This is a genomic window from Bdellovibrio bacteriovorus (assembly GCF_001592755.1).
Classification (GTDB): Bacteria; Bdellovibrionota; Bdellovibrionia; order Bdellovibrionales; family Bdellovibrionaceae; genus Bdellovibrio; species Bdellovibrio bacteriovorus_E.
Map to the genome: position 1 here is coordinate 110,443 of NZ_LUKF01000001.1, position 21,120 is coordinate 131,562.

The 21,120-nt window shown below is 45.6% G+C and carries 21 protein-coding genes; 13 read left to right on the top strand and 8 right to left on the bottom strand.

Annotation, left to right across the window (positions count from 1 at the left end; all coding sequences use genetic code 11):
• From AZI85_RS00500 to hemH, 6 genes are read left to right on the top strand one after another with little or no spacing between them, the layout of a single operon-like run.
• The gene (locus AZI85_RS00500; RefSeq protein ID WP_063242248.1) at positions 1 to 876 is read left to right on the top strand and encodes a sensor histidine kinase; all 876 of its coding nucleotides are present in this window, start codon (positions 1 to 3) and stop codon (positions 874 to 876) included.
• On the top strand, positions 873 to 1,547 hold the full coding sequence (locus AZI85_RS00505) for a response regulator transcription factor (RefSeq protein WP_063242249.1): 675 nt from the start codon (positions 873 to 875) through the stop codon (positions 1,545 to 1,547). The genes AZI85_RS00500 and AZI85_RS00505 overlap by 4 nt, the downstream gene beginning before the upstream one ends.
• The gene (locus AZI85_RS00510; RefSeq protein WP_063242250.1) at positions 1,544 to 2,563 is read left to right on the top strand and encodes a uroporphyrinogen decarboxylase family protein; all 1,020 of its coding nucleotides are present in this window, start codon (positions 1,544 to 1,546) and stop codon (positions 2,561 to 2,563) included. The genes AZI85_RS00505 and AZI85_RS00510 overlap by 4 nt, the downstream gene beginning before the upstream one ends.
• The gene (gene hemN, locus AZI85_RS00515; RefSeq protein ID WP_063242251.1) at positions 2,560 to 3,909 is read left to right on the top strand and encodes an oxygen-independent coproporphyrinogen III oxidase; all 1,350 of its coding nucleotides are present in this window, start codon (positions 2,560 to 2,562) and stop codon (positions 3,907 to 3,909) included. The genes AZI85_RS00510 and hemN overlap by 4 nt, the downstream gene beginning before the upstream one ends.
• Positions 3,906 to 5,132: a protoporphyrinogen/coproporphyrinogen oxidase gene (locus AZI85_RS00520; RefSeq protein ID WP_063242252.1), complete on the top strand. Its 1,227-nt coding sequence runs from the start codon at positions 3,906 to 3,908 to the stop codon at positions 5,130 to 5,132. Before hemN ends, AZI85_RS00520 begins: the two co-directional genes overlap by 4 nt.
• Positions 5,125 to 6,138, top strand: a complete 1,014-nt coding sequence (gene hemH / locus AZI85_RS00525) for a ferrochelatase (protein WP_063242253.1) — start codon at positions 5,125 to 5,127, stop codon at positions 6,136 to 6,138. The genes AZI85_RS00520 and hemH overlap by 8 nt, the downstream gene beginning before the upstream one ends.
• Here hemH and AZI85_RS00530 read toward each other — a convergent pair.
• Together AZI85_RS00530 and AZI85_RS00535 are read right to left on the bottom strand one after the other, a co-directional pair.
• Entirely contained in the window at positions 6,121 to 6,801 is a 681-nt protein-coding gene (locus tag AZI85_RS00530) for an LrgB family protein (protein ID WP_063242254.1), read from the bottom strand. The genes hemH and AZI85_RS00530 overlap by 18 nt on opposite strands.
• A complete protein-coding gene (locus tag AZI85_RS00535) occupies positions 6,798 to 7,235 on the bottom strand; it encodes a CidA/LrgA family protein (protein WP_367613627.1) in 438 nt (145 codons plus the stop codon). The genes AZI85_RS00530 and AZI85_RS00535 overlap by 4 nt, the downstream gene beginning before the upstream one ends.
• Positions 7,236 to 7,430: 195 nt before the next feature.
• Between AZI85_RS00535 and AZI85_RS00540 the strand changes: the two genes are divergently transcribed.
• Entirely contained in the window at positions 7,431 to 8,798 is a 1,368-nt protein-coding gene (locus AZI85_RS00540) for a D-alanyl-D-alanine carboxypeptidase (RefSeq protein WP_063242255.1), read from the top strand.
• Between the two features lie 11 nt (positions 8,799 to 8,809).
• Positions 8,810 to 9,463, top strand: a complete 654-nt coding sequence (locus AZI85_RS00545; RefSeq protein ID WP_063242256.1) for an ankyrin repeat domain-containing protein — start codon at positions 8,810 to 8,812, stop codon at positions 9,461 to 9,463.
• A gap of 273 nt (positions 9,464 to 9,736) precedes the next feature.
• Here the strand turns inward: AZI85_RS00545 and AZI85_RS00550 are convergent, their stop codons facing one another.
• The gene (locus AZI85_RS00550; protein WP_081110857.1) at positions 9,737 to 10,288 is read right to left on the bottom strand and encodes a superoxide dismutase family protein; all 552 of its coding nucleotides are present in this window, start codon (positions 10,286 to 10,288) and stop codon (positions 9,737 to 9,739) included.
• A gap of 189 nt (positions 10,289 to 10,477) precedes the next feature.
• Between AZI85_RS00550 and AZI85_RS00555 the strand changes: the two genes are divergently transcribed.
• Complete coding sequence (locus tag AZI85_RS00555) at positions 10,478 to 10,921, top strand: BON domain-containing protein (RefSeq protein WP_063242257.1); 444 nt, start codon at positions 10,478 to 10,480, stop codon at positions 10,919 to 10,921.
• A gap of 32 nt (positions 10,922 to 10,953) precedes the next feature.
• On the opposite strand, the gene AZI85_RS00560 is transcribed toward AZI85_RS00555, so the two are convergent.
• Together AZI85_RS00560 and AZI85_RS00565 are read right to left on the bottom strand one after the other, a co-directional pair.
• Positions 10,954 to 12,570 (bottom strand): DEAD/DEAH box helicase, encoded by a 1,617-nt coding sequence (locus AZI85_RS00560; protein ID WP_253720743.1) that lies wholly within the window; start codon positions 12,568 to 12,570, stop codon positions 10,954 to 10,956.
• Between the two features lie 64 nt (positions 12,571 to 12,634).
• On the bottom strand, positions 12,635 to 13,450 hold the full coding sequence (locus AZI85_RS00565; protein ID WP_063242258.1) for an alpha/beta fold hydrolase: 816 nt from the start codon (positions 13,448 to 13,450) through the stop codon (positions 12,635 to 12,637).
• Positions 13,451 to 13,588: 138 nt separating this feature from the next.
• Between AZI85_RS00565 and AZI85_RS00570 the strand changes: the two genes are divergently transcribed.
• Both AZI85_RS00570 and AZI85_RS00575 read left to right on the top strand, forming a co-directional pair.
• Positions 13,589 to 14,788, top strand: coding sequence for a poly(A) polymerase (locus tag AZI85_RS00570; protein ID WP_253720745.1), 1,200 nt, complete (start codon positions 13,589 to 13,591; stop codon positions 14,786 to 14,788).
• A 138-nt stretch (positions 14,789 to 14,926) separates the two neighbouring features.
• A complete protein-coding gene (locus AZI85_RS00575) occupies positions 14,927 to 15,685 on the top strand; it encodes a cyclic nucleotide-binding domain-containing protein (RefSeq protein WP_063242260.1) in 759 nt (252 codons plus the stop codon).
• On the opposite strand, the gene AZI85_RS00580 is transcribed toward AZI85_RS00575, so the two are convergent.
• The gene (locus AZI85_RS00580; RefSeq protein WP_155723867.1) at positions 15,686 to 16,426 is read right to left on the bottom strand and encodes a hypothetical protein; all 741 of its coding nucleotides are present in this window, start codon (positions 16,424 to 16,426) and stop codon (positions 15,686 to 15,688) included. It abuts the gene before it with no gap.
• A 211-nt stretch (positions 16,427 to 16,637) separates the two neighbouring features.
• Between AZI85_RS00580 and AZI85_RS00585 the strand changes: the two genes are divergently transcribed.
• The gene (locus AZI85_RS00585; RefSeq protein WP_063242262.1) at positions 16,638 to 17,699 is read left to right on the top strand and encodes a hypothetical protein; all 1,062 of its coding nucleotides are present in this window, start codon (positions 16,638 to 16,640) and stop codon (positions 17,697 to 17,699) included.
• 28 nt (positions 17,700 to 17,727) lie between these two features.
• Here AZI85_RS00585 and AZI85_RS00590 read toward each other — a convergent pair whose 3' ends face one another.
• Both AZI85_RS00590 and AZI85_RS00595 read right to left on the bottom strand, forming a co-directional pair.
• Entirely contained in the window at positions 17,728 to 19,839 is a 2,112-nt protein-coding gene (locus AZI85_RS00590) for a prolyl oligopeptidase family serine peptidase (protein ID WP_063242263.1), read from the bottom strand.
• A 62-nt stretch (positions 19,840 to 19,901) separates the two neighbouring features.
• Positions 19,902 to 20,699 (bottom strand): S1 family peptidase, encoded by a 798-nt coding sequence (locus AZI85_RS00595; RefSeq protein ID WP_063242264.1) that lies wholly within the window; start codon positions 20,697 to 20,699, stop codon positions 19,902 to 19,904.
• A gap of 223 nt (positions 20,700 to 20,922) precedes the next feature.
• Between AZI85_RS00595 and AZI85_RS17720 the strand changes: the two genes are divergently transcribed.
• On the top strand, positions 20,923 to 21,096 hold the full coding sequence (locus AZI85_RS17720; protein ID WP_172795280.1) for a hypothetical protein: 174 nt from the start codon (positions 20,923 to 20,925) through the stop codon (positions 21,094 to 21,096).
• The last annotated feature ends 24 nt before the right edge of the window (positions 21,097 to 21,120 follow it).

Sequence of the window (21,120 nt, forward strand, 5' to 3'; positions counted from 1 at the left end):
ATGTTGCAGAAGCTCCTCAAACCTCAAGTGAAAACAGCATTGGCCATTGTGTGGTTTGTGTTCACGTTTTCGCTTGTGGCTTGGTGGTGGGTCTTCTTCTTATTGCGTCTTAATCCGAACACGACAACCTTAGAACAAATGAAGATGTCTCACCGTATGTTTGTGTGGGAAGGTTCTATATTGCTTGCTGCCATTCTTTTGGGCGGTATCTCGTTAGTGGTTTTCACTTATCGCGATCAAAAGCGCCATCAACGTCTGCGCTTTTTCTTTTCGACGTTCAGTCACGATATTAAAACTTCCATTGCGCGTTTGCGTCTGCAGGCCGAAGTCTTGGAAGAGGATATTACAAGCGCTAGCAGCCCTATCCTGAAACGTTTGATTGCCGATATCCAGCGTTTGGATTTGCAGTTAGAAAACTCTTTGCTTCTAGCGAACCTAGAAGACGGGGAACTTTTGCATGAAGACGTCTCTTTAAGATCTATCTTTTCAAGCCTGCGCAATGAATTTCCCGAGCTTTCTATTGAACTAGAGCGCGAAGCGACCATTCGCGGTGATCACCGTGCTTTATTGAGTGTCTTTAAAAATCTTTTGCAAAACTCGGTCTTGCACGGAAAAGCCACGACGGTTCGAATTAAAATCAAATCTGTTTCTGACAATCGTATTGAGCTGCAAATGCAAGATGATGGATTGGGTTTTAAAGGGCCGGTTCATAAATTAGGTTCGGAAATATTGAAATCTCAAGACTCCCGAAGCAACGGCCTGGGGCTTTTGATCACCAGCCGTCTCTTAAAGCGTATGAATGGTCATATTCGCTATGACTCTCGTGAAAATGAAGGCTTTAAATCCTACATTGAACTGGAAGGACAACTAAAATGAGAAAGATCCTTTTAGTTGAAGATGACACAAGCTTAGGTGAAACGCTGACTGACCGTCTAAAAAAAGAATATGATGTCAGTTGGGCTAAATCTTTATCTGAAGGTTGGACGACGTTTAACCAGAATAAAGATTTTGATCTGATTCTTTTAGACGTGGGTTTACCGGATGGAACTGGATTTGAGTTGGCGGCGAAAATTCGTCAAATCTCAAATGTATTATTCTTGTTCTTAACAGCGCAGGCCGACGCCGAATCTCGTCTGAAAGGTTTTGAATTGGGAGCACAAGAATACATTCCCAAGCCTTTCCACCTTAAAGAGCTTTTGATCCGGGTGAAACACGTTTTAGATGCGCATGCTCCGGCACGCGAAGTGGAATTAGAAACTTGCACCGTGAACTTCACGAATATGACGGTTCAAAAGAAATCAGGTCAGATTGAGTATCCACCGGTCACGGACCTTAAAATTTTGCAGCTATTAATCGAAAAATCCCCCCGCGTTCTAAGCCGCGATGAAATTATGAACGAAATCTGGGGCGTGGATAAAAATCCAAGTCATCGCACGATCGATAATATTATTGTCCGCCTTCGCCAGCTTTTGGGCGACGACGGTGAAAAGCACATCCGCTCTGTGCGTGGTGTGGGTTACCAATGGTCCGTGGAGGAAAATGCATGAATACACTTTTTAAAAACTCTCTTCAAAGAACTCCACAGGCTGTTCCTCCGATCTGGTTTATGCGTCAAGCAGGTCGTTATCATCAGCACTATCAAGGCTTGCGTGCGAAACATTCTTTCATGGAGCTTTGTAAACAGCCGGAATTGGCGGCGCAAGTGGCCTTGGGTCCCGTTGCCGAATTTGATTTCGACGTTTCCATTCTTTTTAGCGATATCTTATTCCCGCTAGAAGCTTTGGGTATGGGCCTTGATTACACGGATCACGGTCCCCAATTGGGATTTAAATTAAATCCGCAGACGATGGCAAAGCTAGGTCCGGTGGATGAAGCTATCGAATTTATGAAGTTCCAAAAAGCCGCCGTGAAAGCGACTCGCGAAGTGTTACCTTCAAGTAAAAGCTTGATCGGTTTTGTCGGTGGTCCTTGGACTTTGTTCGTGTATGCGGTGGAAGGATCTCACGCGGGTTCTTTGATTCAATCTAAAACATTGATCAATATGTTCCCGCAATTCCTAGAAAAGATGTATCCACTTCTTAAAGAAAACATCCGCCTGCAGTTTGAAGGTGGCGCGGAGATAGTGATGGTCTTTGATACGGCAGCGGGTGAAGTGTCACCTCTGTTCTTCCAAGAATGGATTCAACCGGTATTGACGCGTTTATCTCAAGATTATCCAGGCAAGATCGGCTATTACTCTAAAGGAACTCAACCCGTGTTCTTTAATAAAGCCTTCACTGATTTGCCTTGGGCCGGTCAAGGCTTTGATCACCGTTGCTATTTGCCTGATTCATTTAAAATTCAAAACAAAGGTTTCGTTCAAGGAAACTTTGATCAAAGTCTTCTTTTCATGGAAGACGCTGATTTCAAAAAAGCATTAACTCACTTCTTAGCTCCAATGAAAGCCATGAGCCCTGTAGAACGTGCGGGATGGGTTTGCGGTTTGGGCCACGGGGTTTTGCCAAAAACTCCGGAAAAGAATGTGAAACTCTTCGTGGACACTGTCCGTAAGGAGCTCTCATGATTAAAGATCTATTAGCCAAATACGACGTTCCCGCTCCTCGCTACACGTCTTATCCAACCGTACCTTACTGGGAAACAAACCCCACGAAGGACCAATGGATTCAGCATTTGCGTGCGACATTAAATGAGCAAGATGGTGCATGGTCACTTTACCTGCACGTCCCCTACTGCGAGTCGCTTTGTACTTTCTGTGGTTGCAATAACATCATCACAAAAGATCATAAACGCGAACAGCCTTACGTGGATATGGTTGTTAAAGAATGGGAACTTTATATTCAGCAAGTTCCTGAACTTTTAGAAAAACCTTTGAAGCACATTCATATCGGCGGCGGCACACCGACATTTCTGTCTGCCGAATCGTTGTTGAAACTACTTCGTCCGATTATGAATCGCGTGAAAGTGGATAAAAACGATTTCGAAGGCTCTATTGAAGTGGATCCTCGTCGTACAAACGTTGAGCAACTCAAAGCCCTGCGTGACTTAGGCTTTAACCGTGTCAGCATGGGCGTTCAAGATTTCCATCCAGAAGTGCAACGTCTGGTGAATCGTATTCAGCCTTTAGAGATCACGCAAAATCTGACTCAAGCAGCGCGAGACCTGGGTTATACTTCCGTGAATTTCGATTTGATCTATGGCTTAGCAAAGCAGACTCCAGAAACGATTCGTGAAACCGCAAAGGCGACGGTTCAACTTCGTCCGGACCGCATCGCTCTTTACAGCTTTGCCTTAGTTCCATGGATTAAGCCGGCCCAAAGACTTTTCAAAGATGAGGATCTTCCGAAGTCGGCAGAAAAGCGTGAGCTTTATGAAATCGCCCGCGATATTCTTTTAGCAAATGACTACGTCGAAGTGGGCATGGATCACTTTGCACTTAAGACAGACAACCTGTCTTTAGCCATGAATGAAAAACGCTTGCATCGCAACTTCATGGGTTACACGGATCAGCGCACAGACGTGCTTTTGGGATTGGGAGTTTCTTCGATCTCTGAAACTCCTTATAGCTTCCATCAAAACGAAAAAGTTCTGCCTTTGTATGAAGCGGCTTTAAATGAGGGCCGTATTCCCACTTTACGCGGTCACGTCCTGACCGAGGAAGACCGTGTTCGCCGTCAGCAAATCTTAAAGCTGATGACGGAGTTCGAGGTGGAATTCACAGATGCAGATCAAGAAGCAAAGTCCAAAGAGTTCTTAAGCGAAATGCTGAAAGATCACTTAGTTGAAATCAAAGATCATAAGCTGCTTGTCAAAGAAGAGGGTCGCCCTTTCCTGCGCAACGCCTGCGTGTTCTTCGATGAACGCTTAAAATCAAAACAACCACAGACGAAGATTTTCTCTCAATCTATATGAAAAAAATCAGCGTGATCGGTGCGGGGTTTGCAGGCTTAAGCCTCTCCCTGCGACTGGCTCAAAAAGGCTTTGAAGTTGATATCTACGAAAAAGGCGCCCGCGTGGGCGGCCTTATCGGGACCGACAAAAATCAGTACGGCCTGGCTGAGCAAGCGGCGAATTCAATGATTCGCACGGCTAACGCCGAAGCACTCTTCAAAGATATTGGGCTCACTCCACTGAGCGCTTTAGAGTCCTCTAAAAAAAGATTTATCTTCCGTGAAAAACCGCGCCCTTGGCCGTTGTATTTTTCGGAAACTGTTCAATTTATCGGAAAGCTTGTTTTTAATCTTCTGCGTGGAAAGAAAAACTTGTCCCCGCGTGAAAACGAAACTTTGCAAAGCTGGGGTTACCGTATTATCGGCGCGCCGGCGACGCAGTTTATTTTAAGCCCCGGAATGCAAGGCATTTATGGAAATGCCACCGACGAACTCAGCGCAAGCCTTATTCTGGGACCTCTTATTAATCGTAAGAAAAAAGACAAATCACAGCCTCAGTACAAAGGCATTATGACCGGACCTGAAGGCATGCAGGATGTGATTGATCGTCTTGAAGCCAAACTGAAAGACCTGGGCGTTCGCATTCACTTGAATTCGAATATTAAAGTCAGTGAATTAAAGGGACCGGTTGTTGTTGCCACTTCCGCGCAGTCGGCAAGTGAAATTTTGAAGTCATCGCATGCCGAAATCGCGGCCCGGCTTTCTCGTATTCAGATGACTTCTTTGATGAGTGTGACGGTTTACTTTAGCAAATCGCAGAACACGTATCCTGGATTCGGATGTTTAATACCTAGATACTATGGTTTGAAAGCTCTTGGTATTTTGATGAACTCTTACATCTTTGCCGGAAGAGACAAAACTTATTCAGAGACATGGATTTTTGGTGGTGCTCACGACACTTCTATTTTGGATATGTCTGATGCCGAAGTTCTGAAGACGATTGCCACAGAGCGATTCCGTATTTTAGGAAATAAAGAAGCTCTTCTTGATTACCGTATCTTCCGCTGGCGCAATGCTCTTCCCTTTTACAACATTGAACTTGAAAAGACTTTGAAAGATTTAAGTGCTCAGAAACTTCCTGAGGGTCTTTTCTTACACGGGAACTATCTAGGCGGAATTGGTTTAAGCAAAATCTTAGAACGCGGTGATAAACTTGCCGAAGAAATCGCGAGTCGTTATGTCTAAAAAAGGTGTTTTGCTTTTAAATATCGGCAGTCCGCGCACTTATCAGGTTGAAGACGTGAAGGCCTATCTTAAAACCTTCTTGATGGATGAAGATATCATCAATATCCCCTTCTTCGTGCGTTGGCCTTTGGTTCACGGAATCATCGTTCCTCGGCGAGCTCCTTTTTCGGCAGAAAACTATAAGAAGATCTGGATGGAAAACGAAGGTTCTCCGCTCACGGTCTATACAAATCGTTTCGCAAAGGCTTTGCAAGAGTCCTTAGGCTCTAGCTATAGCGTGAAAGTCGGAATGCGCTATTCTGATCCACTTATTGGCAAAGCCCTGGAAGAATTTGCTAACGAGGGAGTTTCATCTCTTCTGATTGTGCCTCTGTATCCTCAATATGCCGAGGCGACGACGGGTTCTTCCGTCAAAGAAGTAAACCGCTGGTTAAAAAAGCTGGGTCTGGATATTCCGACGAACGTTCTGCCGCCATTTTATGCGGATGATTCTTTCATCAAGCCTTCCGTAAGATTAGTTAAAGAATCCACGGCAGGAAAAAACTTTGATCACTATCTGTTTTCTTTCCACGGATTGCCTGAAAGCCAAGTGCGCAAAGTACATGGCTGCCTTCGTACGGAAGACTGCTGTTTTGATCAGGAGGCGTGCGCAAAAAATTGTTACCGCGCCCAATGCTATGCCACGGCCACGAAGATGGCCGAAAGCTTGAATCTTCCCGACAGTCATTGGAGTGTCTCTTTTCAATCAAGACTCGGTCGAGCCGAGTGGATTAAGCCCGCCACGGATCACACATTAGAAGTGCTTGCGCAAAAGGGTAAAAAATCTGTCGCTGTCGTCTGCCCTTCTTTCGTTGCAGATTGCATCGAAACTTTGGAAGAGATCGGCATCGGTGGACAAGAAATCTTTGAACACAACGGCGGCACAGACTATCAATTGGTCCCTTGTGTGAACGACGACCGTGAATGGATCGAAGGTTTTGCTAGCCTCTTAAGGAATCAAAAATAAGAGAAGTGGAATTAAGATGGCGGTCATTAGTCCATTGAGCGCCATCGCTAAGCCCGCAAAAGCTCCGGCCATTTCATTTACTTGAAACGCTCTGAATGTCCCTAACCCATGCGCCGAAAGTCCCATCGAAAATCCTTTAACCAAAGGATCATGTATCCTCATGAGCTTCATCACCGTGCCTGCGGCAATCGCCCCGACAATTCCGGTGATCATCACAAAGACCGTCGATAAAGCCGGCGCCCCACCGATTTTTTCAGCAATTCCCATCGCTATCGGAGTCGTGACGGATTTAGGAGAGAGCGATAGTAAAATATCGTGAGGCAAACCCAGTGCGGCCCCAATCAAAACCGCACTGAAGATTCCTACAAAAGATCCCACCGCCAAAGCTAAGATCAACGGTTTTAAAACTCGTTTCAGTCGCGACATTTGATTGAACAATGGCAAAGCAAAGCCCACCGTCGCGGGTCCCAACATAAAGTGAATGGGACGGACTCCTGCAAAGTACTCTTTGTAAGGAATATTGAAAGCCATAAGCACGAAAACAATCGCAAACATCGTGATGACCGGCGGACTTAAGAAAGGATGTTCTTTCCCCCAGGTACTTAAACGTCGCGCGATCAGATAAAATCCCAGAGTCATGATTAAAGAGAAAAGCTCGATCATGACTTTGGCTCCTCAGGATTCATTTTTAAAAGGAAGTTAAAGAACCATGCGGTCACAGCCAAGGTAATCAGTGTACTGATGATAAGCGTGATGGCCATAGCCCAGCCATAACGACCAAATAAATCAAAGTAATCGATGATGCCTACACCCGCAGGCACAAAGAACAAAGCCAAGTGCGCATTCATAAAACGGCTGAGTGCTTCCACTTTTTCTTTCAAGGGCGGCCATAACACCAGCGCAATAAAAAAGTACACCATCCCCAAAACCGGTCCCGGAATAAAGAGATTCAAGAGAGCCACCGTGCCCTCTCCTAAGAACTGGAATGTCAGCAGAATCAAAAGTGCCAATATCATGGTTAAAGACTGTAACGGGCCCCGGGGTTGGAGGCAACGAGCTTCCCGAAGGTTTCTTGTCCTTTCACATAGCGGGGCCATTTCACTTTATAGAGACCCAAAACCGCCCTATATCAATAAACCGGCTTAGAAGAGGGACCAACCAGGTACCTTTTTCCAAACCGGTCTCAAAATGCGTCAATGTCAAAAATTGAGACACTTCAGATCCAATACAGGCAGTTCACGAAGCGCACAGATCTTGTATCTGGGTTACACGTTGTTAAAGGAGTACGTTAGATGGCTCAGGCTTCTCTACTAAAAAATATTGCTGCTAGCATTATCGTTTCTACCGCCGTTGCAAGTACCGCATCTGCGTTCTCTTATAAAATGAATGCCATGTGCTTTATGAAGGATTCGACGAATAAAGCCGAAGCTTTCAACCCCACCGCACAAGAAATCAAAGACAGTGGCAGCAGTTACGTGCGGTCGACTCCCACAAACGTGACGGAAACAGATATTAAAACGAAATTCCGTGTCGCTTCTCTTTCAAAAATCCTAGTTACACATTGGGCGACGGCCACCTTGGGCCCTGAATACCGCTTTAAAACCCGTCTTTATATTACTCCGACAAATCCAGATAAAACTTGTTATGTTCACCTAGCTGGTGACGGCGATATCTTCATGGGTAAAGAGATGTTGTCGACGGTGTTTAAGCAGTTGAAACCTATTCTTACGAGCCGTGGTTGTACTTCCATCAGCCAGCTTTCTTATGATGAAAAATTCGTAGTGCCAATGGGACCGGGCAGTGCTTATATCGTTCAACATCGCGACGATAGCACTTTCCGTGGCGCCGATCCGGATTTGTTCTATGGTCCATTGACGACACAAAAAGCGCTGACTCATTTCGTAAGAAACTACAGTCAAATCCGTGTGAAAACTATCAAACCTTCAATCTCTTCTGAGTTTAAAAAGTACACTGAAGAGGTAAAAGTCACGGGCTATTCTTTCCAATCTCGTCCTCTTTATATGATGATGCGTGAATTCAATGCTTACTCTTCCAACGTTCCACCGAATATTTTGTTTGAGCGTTTGGGCGGTGTGAACGGTTATAAAGCCTTCATCAAAAATCGTTTGGGTATGGATGAAAGCACCGTCGTAATGAAGAATGGTTCTGGTTATCCAGTCATGATCAACGATGAAAAAATTTATAACGAAGTAACATGCGAATCTATCGTACGCATCATCCAAGACTTGGATCATATGCTGAAGGCTTATAAAGGCTCTAAAGCATTCCAATTGGCAGACGTCATGGCTGTCGGTGGAGACGGCGAACACTACTCTACATTTAAGTCCTTGTACGGTTCAGATACTTTCGAAAACACACTGACAGGCAAGACAGGTTCCGCAGATAAAGCCATCACTTTCGGTGGAGCTCTTTCAACGACCGACGGGAACTTGTACTTCGCGGTCTTAACAGAACCAGATATCTATGATCAAAGAAACCTTAACAAGCCACGCACTTATATCCGTGATCTTGTCTCTATCTTGGCAGAGCGTGTAAGATTGAAGAAGTTTGACTACACTCAAGTGGGCTTGATGAATCCTATCGATTCAGCATCAACACTGGTGGCGGAATCAAACAATCTTTCCTTGAAGATGAAATAAGGTGATTTGTTATGAACCTTTTTAGATTGGCCTTAATCGCATGTATGGTTTTCGCGGGCTCCGTGAGTCCCGCTGCAGGCAGCAAGAAACTTGTCGACGACAAAGCTTTTGAATTGGCTTACGCCGGAAAAACCAAAGAGCTTCAGAAATCCGTAGATGCGGGAATCAACATCAATAAGCCCAACGAAAAAGGCGAAACTCTTCTTATGACCGCAGCGTCTAGCGGCCAGATCGACGTCGTAAAATTCCTGCTTTCTAAAAAAGCCGACGTCACTATCAAAGACAAAGATCAAAAGACCGCTTTGTACTATGCGCTCACCAACGAGCAGCCTGAAGTTTCAAAAGCCTTGATTGAAGCCAATGCTCCTTTGAATGATTTGAATGAGCTAGGCGACAACGCCCTGACTCTCGCTTCGTCATTGAACGACCACGCCACAATGAAAGTGCTTTTAGCTAAAGATGCCTCTTTAGTGAATAAAGGAAACTCCGAAGGCAAAACTCCTTTGATGGAAGCTGCCCGCCACGGAAACGCTGAAACGATCAAGATTTTGTTAGACGCCGGCGCTGATAAAAAAGCCAAAAATTCATCTGGAAAAACAGCTTTAGATATCGCAACAAAAGCGCAAAACCAAAAAGCCGTCACTCTACTTTCCGCAAAAAAATAAATCACAAAACATAATTGAATAAGAAGACGATATCCGAAAGGATGTCGCTTCTTTTTTGCGCCTGGCAACTTTGGGAAGGTAAGGATTTTTGGTATTCTTATCTGAAGGAGGCCTTTGCCGGCGCCACGATGGCGCGAACCGCACGAAGTGCGGCGGCAACTGAGCCCGGATGGCGTGCCTCCGAAAGGTAAGAATACCAAAAATCCTTACCTTCCCAAAGCCCCGCCCGGAGACAAAATAGGCGCTCGTCCCTGAGCGCCCGTGCAATCTAAATTAATTTGCGCGGTCCGGAGTTTTTACGACTCCGCAAGCGATTCGCTTTCCTGAAGCTCCTGCAGGTTGGCTTTTGTAGTCGTCGCCTTTTTCATGCACGACGACCGAAGTGCCTTCAGCTCTTAGCAGTGAGTTCGGGCCCGATAATAGAGAGATGTTTTTATTAATTTCTTCCAAGTGACCGCGACCGCTTTTCACTTCGACATTCTTAAAGTCCCCAGCGTGCGGTCCCCCCTTTACTTGGCCGTGTTTTTTCTTATCGGGGTTGAAGTGATCACCCGCAGATTTGAACTCCGGCGGCAGACAGCTTCCTTTTTCATGAATGTGAAACGCATAGGTGCCATCTGGCATACCGGTTAGATTCACGACCGTTTTTACACCTTCGGCTTCTTGAGTGAAGTTCACGTCGCCCACTTGTTTTCCTTGAGCATCTTTCAAGATGACTGAAACTGGAGGCATAGGTTTGTCATGTGCAGGTTTTCCTGCAGGACCTTTGGATTCCTGCGCTTTTACTCCACCTGTTAGTCCAAGTATGAAGAGAAAAAAGATCATGCTTCTCACAAACGACCTCCTTGATTCGATTCAAATATTGGAACACGGACAATGGTGTGAGAAAAGGTCGCGCGCTAATTAACAAATTCTCTAGTGAAAGCATGATTCTTAAAAATTTGAAGGACGTGACTTTGAGGCTTCGCTTTGAATTGATAAACTTTAAAAGTGAACGCTGGAAAGGAGAAGCTTATGAGTCGCCTAGGGCAAAAATCTCGTCGCCGTCAGCCCGATCAATTGGCTGAAGATGAAGCCAAAGATTCTCCTCGTGTTGAAGAACAAGAAAGTCAACCAGGGGACTTCAATCCGAAATCCACGTTCAGCGCGATCTATGAGAGTTCACAAACTCCCCGTCGTTCTTACACGGGCCGAGGTCCTAAAAACTACAAACGCAGTGACGAACGCATTCGCGAAGAAGTCTGCGAAATGCTGACACGCGATCAATATGTCGATGCTTACAATATTGATGTCGATGTCGTGGATGGCGAAGTCATCCTTCGCGGCACCGTCCCTGACCGTCACATGAAGTATCTTGCCGAAGATTCCGTAGAAAAAGTATTCGGAGTGAAGGACATTTCAAACCGCCTGCACGTCGATCGTCACGAAGATCTGATCCGCAAACACGGGCGCCACTAAAAGAAAAGGGGCCGTGAAGCCCCTTGTTTTCTTTATGAGAAAAGTCGTTTGAAGAATCCTGAGATCTTTTGTCCCAAGGATTTTTGAGCGACCACGGCCGGCGTTTTCTTGCCTTGGTGGTGTTGATGAGGACCTTTGCGGTGCTCATGCTTTTTGTGCTCTGGACGCTTACCGTGTTGTGGCTTGCGTGGTCCGTCGTGTTTTTTATGTTCAGGACGAGGTCCGCGGTTTTGACCGCCTTGAGCTGACTTGTGTTGATCACGTTCACCGCGCTCTGGACGAGGTCCTTTGTCATGACGGCGTTGTTCACCATCACGGCGTGGACGATTTGGTCCGCCACCACTGCGACGTTCGCCGCCGCCTTGTCGATCACCACGCTCTCCGCGAGGCGCACGAGCACGATCCAATGATTTTGGATAGTGACCTTCGTGATGTCTTGGCATTGGTTTGAAATCTTGAATCAATTGATCGTTTTCAAGATAACCAACTTCAATTTTATGTTTCAAATATTCTTCGATACGCGCCAAAGACTCGATGTCTTTATCGCCAACCAAGGAATACGCGTGACCTGTTGTTCCCGCACGGCCTGTACGACCGATACGGTGAACGTAAGATTCACTGTCCATGGGAAGTTCGTAGTTGATCACAAGGTCGACACCTTTGATATCCAAACCACGAGCCGCCACATCCGTAGCCACTAGGATGTTCATGTTGTTTTCTGCTTTAAACTGCTCAATCACGCGGTTGCGCTGCGCTTGAGTCAGAAGGCTTGAAATCGCCATCGCAGGAACACCATTATCCACCAAGAACTTCGCAATCTTTTCAACACTCAACTTAAAGTTCGTGAAGATGATCGCTTGTTTTGGATTGTTCACTTTTAACAAAGATAAAAGATGCTGGGGCTTTTCATCACTGCCCACATGGAAGATCTGATCTTTCACGTTTTCAGCTTTGGCTTGATCACGGCTGATGTTGATTTCAACAGGCTCTGAACCGAACTGGTAAGCCGTATTTAAAACATCAAAGTTCAAAGTCGCACTGAAGACTAGGAACTGACGCTCACGAGGTACACGTTGCAAGATGTACTTCATGTCGTCTTTAAAACCCATGTCGAACATACGATCAGCTTCATCGAACACGATCGCGCGAACTTGTTTCAAGTCCACCAAGTGTTCTTTGTAAAGATCGATCAAACGACCTGGCGTTGCGACGATAAATTCTACGCCGTTTTTCAAAGCATCTTTTTGTTTGTCGTAACCTGTCCCACCGTAAATCGCAAAGCCCTTAAGGCCGGAGTGCTCGCCCAGTTTTAGGATGTTATCCTGAACCTGTTCAGCCAACTCGCGCGTCGGTACCAAAACTAAAATAAAGTTCTGAGGTTTCCAGTCTTTGAAAGCGCGCTTTTCGATCACAGCTTTTTGTTCTTCTGTGACATCACCTGCAGCAGGGCGCGCTCTTAAAATGCGCTCCATAAGAGGAATAACAAAAGCGGCCGTTTTACCTGTACCTGTTTGAGCAAGACCAGCAACGTCTTTGCCTTCTAAGATCACGGGGATAGCTTGCGACTGGACGGGAGTGCAATCCTCATAGTTCATACTATGGATTGCCGAATACAATTGAGAATCTAAATTCAATTCTGAGAATTTCAAATTTTACTACTCCGATCTGAAACCCCAAAGTACTGACAGCAAAGGGAAAAGTCAAAGAGGCGGCTTAAAAGCCGCCCACAAACAGGCGCAAAGCCTCGCTAAAAGCCTGAGGTTGATCTGAGTGGACCCAGTGGCCCGCATTCGGGATTTCGACGCCCTTAATCAAGCGGTTGCTAGCCAACATCTTCTGATAGTTTTCATGGCTGAGCTCTTGGGATTGGGCCCCGCGAACCAAAAGAGTGGGGACCTCCAAGGCCTCAATCTCGTTCCAACGGCCCTCACCTCGCCCCAAGCGGACCGAATCGATGATCCCTTGTTTCGAGAAGCGCCAGTCGACAAGACCATTCGGCTTTTCTTCCATGTTGGCGTAAAAATAGTTGGCCATGACCTGCACGTTTTCGCGGGTCTTTGCGGTTTTAATGAACTCTCCAAAGAAATACTCTTTGGCTTGTTCGCGGTTCGCGAAAGGAGCTGGGACTAAATTCAATAAATATTCGTAATACTCGTGGGCCTTCGGGTTCCCTTCAGGTCCGATATCTTCAATCACCAGACGTTCCACGTAATCTGGAAAGCGGGTTGCAAAGTTTAAAACATTGCGACCACCCATGGAGTGCCCGACCAGGATGAACTTTTCCCACCCTAGCTCGTCGACAATCATTTTCAAGTCGTCCGCATAGTCTTCGGGCGCATAACCAGATTCAGGCTGAAAAGAGCGGCCGTGGCCTCGCTGATCGTAGGCTAAGCAACGCTCAGTGCCCTCGATGCCGGAAATGATCTTGCGCCAGTTTTGCCCGTAGCCCATCAGGCCGTGCACGAAAACCCAGCGTCTTCCGTTTTCAGGGCCGTAAATGTGATGATAAAAATTGTTGAGATAAGACATCCTTTTCCTATACCCCGAGCCCCTTGGGCATTCAAGCCTCCCTTAATTATTTCAAGGACTTAAGTTCTACAGCCTTTGTTGCGAGTTTTTGTTATTCCAATTTGAATTTTGATGCGAAGGGGTATAGATTCAGCGTCAATGATGTCCCAAAATAGACCCCAGCTCCATGAGGACTGGATTGATTCGTATGCTTTAAGAATTGTGCGCAACCTGCAGGATGCTGGCTTTGAGACTTACCTGGTCGGCGGCTGCGTGCGTGATTTGCTTGTGGGCATTCATCCAAAAGACTTCGATATCGCAACCAGCGCTCTTCCCAATCAAGTTCGTAAAAAAGTTCCTAATGCTTATGTCATTGGCCGCCGCTTCAAACTTGTTCTGGTAAAACGTGGAGATCATCAATTCGAAGTCGCTACTTTCCGTCGCAATGTCACGGCCGAGGAAATTTCCACTGGAGATGACTCGGTTGAAGGCGATAACTACTTCGGAACTTCCGAAGAAGATGCGCAACGCCGCGACTTTACCTGCAACGCCGTTTTTTATGATCCCGTTCAACACAAACTGATCGATCATTGCGGCGGGCTTCAAGATATCCAAGATCGCGTTCTGCGCATGATCGGCGATCCGAAAGGTCGCTTGATTGAAGATCCGATTCGTATTTTGCGCGCGATCCGTCTTTCTCATAAATTGCATTTTTCTATTGAGTCTTCGATGCGTGCTGCGATCGCCGAATGCAGTCCGGAATTAAAAAAATCCGTTCTGCCTCGCCGTCGTGAAGAGTGGTTGAAGTTCTTGCGCCTTAAAGAGCCGCACTTGGCCTTCATGGAACTTTTTGATTTGCACATCCTAGAGCAAATTCTTCCAGGCCTGAATTCCGTCTTCATGGATCCGCACCAAATGGAAATCTTTGAGATCCATTTAGCGCGCATGAATTCAGCGGGCATTAACAAAGATGATTCCACCGAATTGTTCGCGGCTTTCATGATGGCATTTATGAAAGCGAAGTACGGTGAAGAGCCTTGGAACCACGATGAAATCTTGAATGATCCAAAACTTGCTTACTTCATGCGAGAGGAAATGGGCATCTTCAAACAAGAGGGCGCCATTTTCTTTAAAGCTTTACACATCATGCAAGGTCTTCACCGCATCGAAAACTATTCGCGCAAAGGTGAAAGAAGACAGATGGCTTTCGTTCACAATGAAGGTTTCGGTCTGGCGATGAAGCTGGCGTTTATGGATTACTCTTTGTCTGCTTCGCAAATGCACTATTGGTTGCAGCAAGTGGAAAAGTACCGTGGAGGAATGCCGGTGAAGGCTTCTTCCGAGGAATCCCATCATTAATTTCTCAAAGTAAAACGTATTGTTTGGTTTTTAGCTCTGAAACTTGCTGAGCGTAAACTCCCATATGATAATGGAAGTGTCTCGCCATTGACTGAGTCTCAAACAGAGACTTTAGTTTAATTAGGGAAGGTTTTAGCGATGGGGCAGGAAAAAAAGAACACGTTCTTGATCGTCAGCGGAGATAAAACACGCATCCAGCGTTGCACCGATATTCTCACCCGCAATTTTCCAAACTGCACAGTCTTTCACGGATCTGAGTGGTTTGAGACCAAGTACAAACTGGACAACGTTCACCCGAAAGCCATTCTGGTAGATGAATATCTGCCGAAGGGTTCCGGCTTTGATATCGTCAGTAAAATTCTGAAAGAAAAAAATAATGACGACATTTCTATCGTCATTATGTCTTATGTTGCCGATCACGATATCTTTCATCAAGAAGTGACCTCGGGCCGTATTCAGTTCTTAACGGAACCGGATCGTGAACAAGCCGTTATTGATTGCATTTCAAAAATAGTGTCTCCGAAAAAACAAGAAGATCCGCAACAGCAATATGAATTGAAGCAGTTGCAACCGGGCGAGGTGCTTTTCAAAGAAGGCGATCGCACCGAACTGGCTTACATCGTGAAAAAAGGTAGCTTGCGCGCTTATTGCCTGGATAACGAAGGCGATCGCATCATGCTAGGTGAAATCATGGCCGGAGAATTTGTCGGAGAAATGGGTCACTTCAATCAAGATCCACGCTCTGCCACAGTCGAAGCCATCACTGAAGTAGAGCTTATTGCTATTCCAAATAGCGCCATTGAAAATGTGATATTCACGCGGCCTTCATGGGCTAAGGCGTTGGTAAAAACACTTTCTCAGCGTCTTAAGAAAGCCAATAAAGCTTTAACAGGTTAATCACGGGATCAATTCAAAACTTCGCGACGGCGGAGCATCGTCTTTGAATTTAATTAAGCGCAGCCGCGGAATCTGCACATTTTCTTTTAGTTTTGTTACTTTGATAGTACCAAAACGCCCTTCGACTTTCAGACCTTCAATACTTTCTAAAAAGTCTGTTATGGTTAAATTTTTTTCTGGCGTACGAATGCTGGTCGCGAAGTTTGTGGCGTGAATATAAAACTCCCCGCCCACATTCATCAGATCGAAAGTTTTTTGCAGGGACGTGTGAAGGTCATGCGTGTAAGAAACGACGCCAAAAACATCGGTTACTAAATCCGCTTTTTTCCATTGAGAAGTGTTCTGAGATTCAAAAGCCCCCTCACGGATCTGAAGCTTTCCATCAAACTTTGGCGGAGAAAACCAGCGATCGAGTTTAAAGGCCACGGCTGTCGCCGAAGCGGCGGACGAAGAATTAGAAAATGATTTGATATAATCAATTTGCGCGTTGGCTTTTCCCGCACCTAAATCCACCCAATGCTGACTGGGTGTCAGACGACTAAGACTCTCTGAGAAGTCTTTATGAAGCATGTACTTGTATTCCCAAAGGTCACGACTGGTAGCAAATTTATTCTTTTCAACTCGTGTGGTGATGACCCAGGTGGCCTCTTCAAAGACGGATGAGCACGTGACATTGCCCCACGCAGGTGCCGCGATGATGGCGAAGACAAAGATCATGAATGACGAGCGCAAGTGTCTCAAAACGATACTCCCATAGATATACATTTAATGATGCAAATTCCGCGCGCATTCGCTTCGGAGTTTTACTTATGCTTCGCCTGTTCAAGCTTCGCGTGTGTGCCAATTTCTGTTGCTTTCAAAGTGTTTTCGCAATGTCTAGACACTTGCGACCGCTTATACGCCAGGTGAGCAGGTCCATGGTTTGCTTTAAGATTCTTTATTGAGGTGGATTATGGCTTTCCGGGACCACAAAATTTTTTATGTGACCTTCGTTTTACTTTTGTCGTTTATTTCTTCGGCCGAAGCTATGGACGAAGACACGAATCTTTTGGTTTTTGAAGATAAACCCGCTCGTGAAGCCGTCGTTGAAACCGAAAATCTGGAAATCAAACTTGATCCCTCTGAGGTGAAAGAATCCGTGAAGGATTTTGACCGTGAAGCTTTCATTCGCGAAGCCCGCGACAATATGAATCGAGAGCCTTCCAAAGAACAGATTGAAATCTGGAATGGTCCTCGTAACGAAAATGACCTCGTCAAAGTATTGCAGTTGAATGACTCTGAGATCGCTTCGTTCTTAGCTAAGAAAAATGCGTTCTTGAATAAATTTGCGAAGTCTTTAGCTTTCTTCCGTCTTTCACCCGGCAAGATCAACAAAGCTTTGTTAGAGCTGAACAATCGCTTTTATGAAAGCTCTCACACGGTTTCCCGCAGTAACACGAAAATGGGGACTGTTATGTTCTCCCTTTCTGGTGGATTGGCTTTACCTAAAAAGATGGTGGAAGCTATGAACAATCGTGGCCTGGGCGGCTATGTTCCCAAATCAGGTGGCTTCGTCTATCTTTTGGGTTTTGGTGCTTCCTTCGGAAGAAAAGTTGATAGCACGGGAAAAGGTAAATTCGTCTTTGAACTTTTCATGGACGTTGAAAGATTGAAATCAACACTCACGGGAGTGGCCGAAGTTTCCGCGGCGGGGACTTACGGACTGGTCTTCGAACAACGCCCTGATAAATTTGCTACTCAGAAAAACAGCGTCACTTATGGTGGCGTGACTGGTGTTTTTCGCCAAGGTCCAAACCAGTTTGGTTGGGCGGCTTCAACCGGAATGTCTTTTCCTCCGGGCATCGGTGCAATCTTAGTTTTCCAGAATGAAGCGACACGTTTTTATCTTTTCCGCAGTGAAGGTTTGAAGGCGACGCTTCCCGCATTAGCGATGGTGAAAACCAACGTGCTTTCGTATTTCAGAAATCTTCTAGGTGGAAAAAACCAGATCGTTAACTGCAGTCACGTCTTCTAATAAAAAAGGCACCTTGCGGTGCCTTTGCTTACTTCAGTTTTTCCCAAAGATAAGTATATTCTAAGGTATTCCACAGAATACTTTGTTCGATGTTGGCATTGCCGGCGTGCCCGCCTTCCATGTTTTCATAATAGAAAAGCGGATGACCTTGTTCGCGCATCTTAGCCACCATTTTTCTAGCGTGACCGGGATGAACGCGATCATCTTTTGTGCTGGTCATAAAAAAGACTTCGGGATACTTCGTTTGCGCATTCACTTTTTGATAAGGAGAATATTTTAAAATCGCTTCACGCATTTTTGGATCGTCAGGATTTCCATATTCATCCATCCAGCTCGCCCCCGCTAAGAGTTTATGGTAGCGAAGCATATCCAAAAGCGGGACGCCCACAATAACCGCATTGTAAAGGTCGGGGCGTTGTGTGAAGGTCGCCCCGGTAAGAAGCCCTCCGTTAGAGCGCCCGGAAATTCCTAAGTGCTCAGGCGAAGTCACGCCACGAGCAATAAGATCTTCGGAAATCGCAATATTGTCTTCGTATACTTTATAGCGATTTTCTTTTAAGACCGCCTTATGCCAAGCCGGACCAAACTCTCCGCCGCCGCGAAGATTTGTCAAAACATAAACTCCGCCTCGTTCTAACCAGACTTTTCCTATCGAACCCAAGTAGCTCGGCTGCATCGCGGCTTCAAAACCTCCATAGCCGTACTGAAGCGTCGGATTTTTTCCATCCAACTTGATATTTTCTTTTGCGACCATGAAGTAAGGGATTTTCGTTCCGTCTTTGCTTGTCGCCAAGTGACGGGTGATTTTCAATCCTTGCGGATTAAATCTTTCTGGAGATTTTTTAATAAGCTCTAATTTATTTTGTGGATCGGCAGCATCTCCAACGAAAGTAGAAAACGGTGTTAAGAAATCCACGTATTGAGCAAGGTAGGTGTCACTTTCATCCTCGGTCGAAGTGACATAAGCCATACCATTTCCGCCCAATTCGACATTTTCAAGCTTCCACTTCTCGCCTTCATAAGAAGCCTTCACGATTTTAGAAAGAACATTATCAATCGTGTAAAGGAAAAGATAATTCTTCGAAGAAGACACGCCTTGAAGGAATCGTGTGTCTGTCGGCGCAAATATCAGCTGCAAGAACTTGTGCGCATTTTTTCCTAAAGAGACTTTATCCACAGGTAAAGCCACAAGACTTCCTTGCTTAAAGCCACCTAGGTCGGAACGCAAAAGATATAAGAACTGATTTTTAAAGACGCCATTGAATTCCGCATCGTGAGGCATAGGGATTTCAACACGGCTTCCATCCGGAAGTTCGTACCAATCCACACCTTCGTAAAAACCAACACGTTTCGTAAAGAAAGTGTAAGTTCCTTCAGGAGTGAACTGTGTATAACCATAGACCGACATGTCTTCCTTCACGCCTTCGATCTTAGTTTTAGCTTCGCTAAGTGGCGTGCCGCGCTTCCATTCTTTGACAATACGAGGATACCCAGAATCCGTCATGGAGTCGGGACCAAAATTAGTTCCGACTAAAACGGTGTTTTCATCTTTCCACGAAACGTTGCTTTTTTCTTCAGGAAGCTCGAAGCCCCCTTTGATGAATTGCTTCGTCTTCATATCGAACTCACGAACAACAACGGCGTCTTTACCTCCGCGAGATAAATACACCAAAGCTCTTTCATGATGTGGCGGTAAAGTGGAAGCGCCCTTCCAAACCCAGTTTTCCCCGTCTTTCTTGGCTAGAGCATCGACGTCGATAATCACGTCCCACTGGGGCTGTGCGGTTTTATAACTTTCAAGAGCTGTTTTTCTCCAAAGTCCACGCACGTGTTTTTCGTCTTGCCAGAAATTATACAGATCTCCATTTTTGAGGCTGACGCCCGGAACACGATCCTTCGCCAATAGAATTTTGCGAATATCGGCTTCCAAAGATTTGAACAGAGGATTCTTTTTGAAGTGCTCGAGAGTTTTTTTATTTTCATCTTTGGCGAACTGCAAAGCTTTCGGGCTTTCGACTTCTTCTAACCAAAGATATTTGTCTTCCGCTTCGTAAGGCTTCGCCATTTCTTTTTGCATGGTATTGGTTTTACAAGCCACTAGCAGAAAGGGCAATAGCAGAATGGATTTCGAAAATGTCATATCAAGACTCCCTTGTTTCCGAGAGTCTTGATACTAAAAGGAAGCGGTCCGTCGGTCTACAACTATCGGCTTAGCTCTGCCATAGAATCAGTGATCCATGTTTGATATGCATCCACACGAGTGAATACAGAAAAGAGCATGCACTTCGGAGTTAAGAAGCCAGGCAATGAGTCTCCACGGCTGGCAACTCCCCACACATGCAAACGTCCGTTGATCTCAAGGTAAGCAGGCCCGCCAGAGTCGCCACTGCAAATGCCTTTACGCACAGACTGACCCAACATCGCTTCCGTGCGAGAGTATTGGGCCTTATCAATTTTTAATTCGGTTGTTCTTAAAGTTCCGGCACCGCGCTTCAACGCAATTGTCCAGCTTAGACCATAACCAGCAACAATAGTTTTTGTGCCGTTATAAAGGTGCCCGCCTTCAAATAAGATCGGGGCTGGAACAAATCCAGGCGCCGCTTCACCTTCGAAGCGAATTAATGCAAGATCCGCCATATCTGCTTCTTTCATCTCTTCTGTATAGTCAGGATGAACAATCGCAGCAGTTACGCGGCGAAGTTGATCTTGAGAAGCCTTTTTCATTTCTTGCGCGAAGAACACAACAAGATCTTTGGCTTTTGGATCCACACAGTGCGCGGCTGTTAATACTAAATTCTTAGCAACCAGAGTCCCCGAGCAAATATATCCTAATTTCGCTTCGTAAATTCCTACCGTGCTGCGACCGATAGCCGTGTTTGCTTCAACCTTATCGCCACCTACAATAGCTGTGTCAGGAGATTGGATCGTTGAAATATCATTCTGTGGAGCACATGCAGCGAGCGCCAAGAATGAAAGAGAAATAAGAAATGCTTTGTTCATAAAAAAACCTCATTCGTTTTGATGAAGCCTTTTTAGCCGAACTGAAGAATAGAAACCACGCTATTGATTGACACTTTTGTGGGAAATCTGTCGGAAATCGCCCGTTAATAGCCCTAAAAGATGAAACATTTGCAAAGTCGAGTGCGACCTTACACCATGCCGACCGTCGAAATCGCGGGTTTAAAGAGGTAGCATAGAATCATCAACTTACAAAGAGGTGCCTATGGCTAAAAATCCCCCTCCAGGCGATTCTCGCCGCTACGGAGCCGTCAAAAAAAGATCTCAAGTGCCAAATCCAAAAACACATCGCTATACCAAACGCGATCCTGATACGGGAGAGTTCACCGATCAAAAAGAAGATGGTGGAAAATTTAAAGGTGTAAGAAAAGAAAAGTAAAAGAGCCCTTGCGGGCTCTTTTCA

Bases quoted from the DNA above. Each gene is read 5' to 3' on its own strand.
- AZI85_RS00585 (WP_063242262.1), top strand. From the start codon at position 16,638: ATGGCTTTCCGGGACCACAAAATTTTTTATGTGACCTTCGTTTTACTT.
- AZI85_RS00510 (WP_063242250.1), top strand. From the start codon at position 1,544: ATGAATACACTTTTTAAAAACTCTCTTCAAAGAACTCCACAGGCTGTT.
- hemH (WP_063242253.1), top strand. From the start codon at position 5,125: ATGTCTAAAAAAGGTGTTTTGCTTTTAAATATCGGCAGTCCGCGCACT.
- AZI85_RS00575 (WP_063242260.1), top strand. From the start codon at position 14,927: ATGGGGCAGGAAAAAAAGAACACGTTCTTGATCGTCAGCGGAGATAAA.
- AZI85_RS00520 (WP_063242252.1), top strand. From the start codon at position 3,906: ATGAAAAAAATCAGCGTGATCGGTGCGGGGTTTGCAGGCTTAAGCCTC.
- AZI85_RS00555 (WP_063242257.1), top strand. From the start codon at position 10,478: ATGAGTCGCCTAGGGCAAAAATCTCGTCGCCGTCAGCCCGATCAATTG.
- AZI85_RS00505 (WP_063242249.1), top strand. From the start codon at position 873: ATGAGAAAGATCCTTTTAGTTGAAGATGACACAAGCTTAGGTGAAACG.
- AZI85_RS00590 (WP_063242263.1), bottom strand. From the start codon at position 19,839: ATGACATTTTCGAAATCCATTCTGCTATTGCCCTTTCTGCTAGTGGCT.
- AZI85_RS00535 (WP_367613627.1), bottom strand. From the start codon at position 7,235: ATGGCCCCGCTATGTGAAAGGACAAGAAACCTTCGGGAAGCTCGTTGC.
- AZI85_RS00565 (WP_063242258.1), bottom strand. From the start codon at position 13,450: ATGTCTTATCTCAACAATTTTTATCATCACATTTACGGCCCTGAAAAC.
- AZI85_RS00540 (WP_063242255.1), top strand. From the start codon at position 7,431: ATGGCTCAGGCTTCTCTACTAAAAAATATTGCTGCTAGCATTATCGTT.
- AZI85_RS00545 (WP_063242256.1), top strand. From the start codon at position 8,810: ATGAACCTTTTTAGATTGGCCTTAATCGCATGTATGGTTTTCGCGGGC.
- AZI85_RS00550 (WP_081110857.1), bottom strand. From the start codon at position 10,288: ATGATCTTTTTTCTCTTCATACTTGGACTAACAGGTGGAGTAAAAGCG.
- AZI85_RS00595 (WP_063242264.1), bottom strand. From the start codon at position 20,699: ATGAACAAAGCATTTCTTATTTCTCTTTCATTCTTGGCGCTCGCTGCA.
- AZI85_RS17720 (WP_172795280.1), top strand. From the start codon at position 20,923: ATGGCTAAAAATCCCCCTCCAGGCGATTCTCGCCGCTACGGAGCCGTC.
- AZI85_RS00530 (WP_063242254.1), bottom strand. From the start codon at position 6,801: ATGATCGAGCTTTTCTCTTTAATCATGACTCTGGGATTTTATCTGATC.
- AZI85_RS00570 (WP_253720745.1), top strand. From the start codon at position 13,589: ATGATGTCCCAAAATAGACCCCAGCTCCATGAGGACTGGATTGATTCG.
- AZI85_RS00500 (WP_063242248.1), top strand. From the start codon at position 1: ATGTTGCAGAAGCTCCTCAAACCTCAAGTGAAAACAGCATTGGCCATT.
- hemN (WP_063242251.1), top strand. From the start codon at position 2,560: ATGATTAAAGATCTATTAGCCAAATACGACGTTCCCGCTCCTCGCTAC.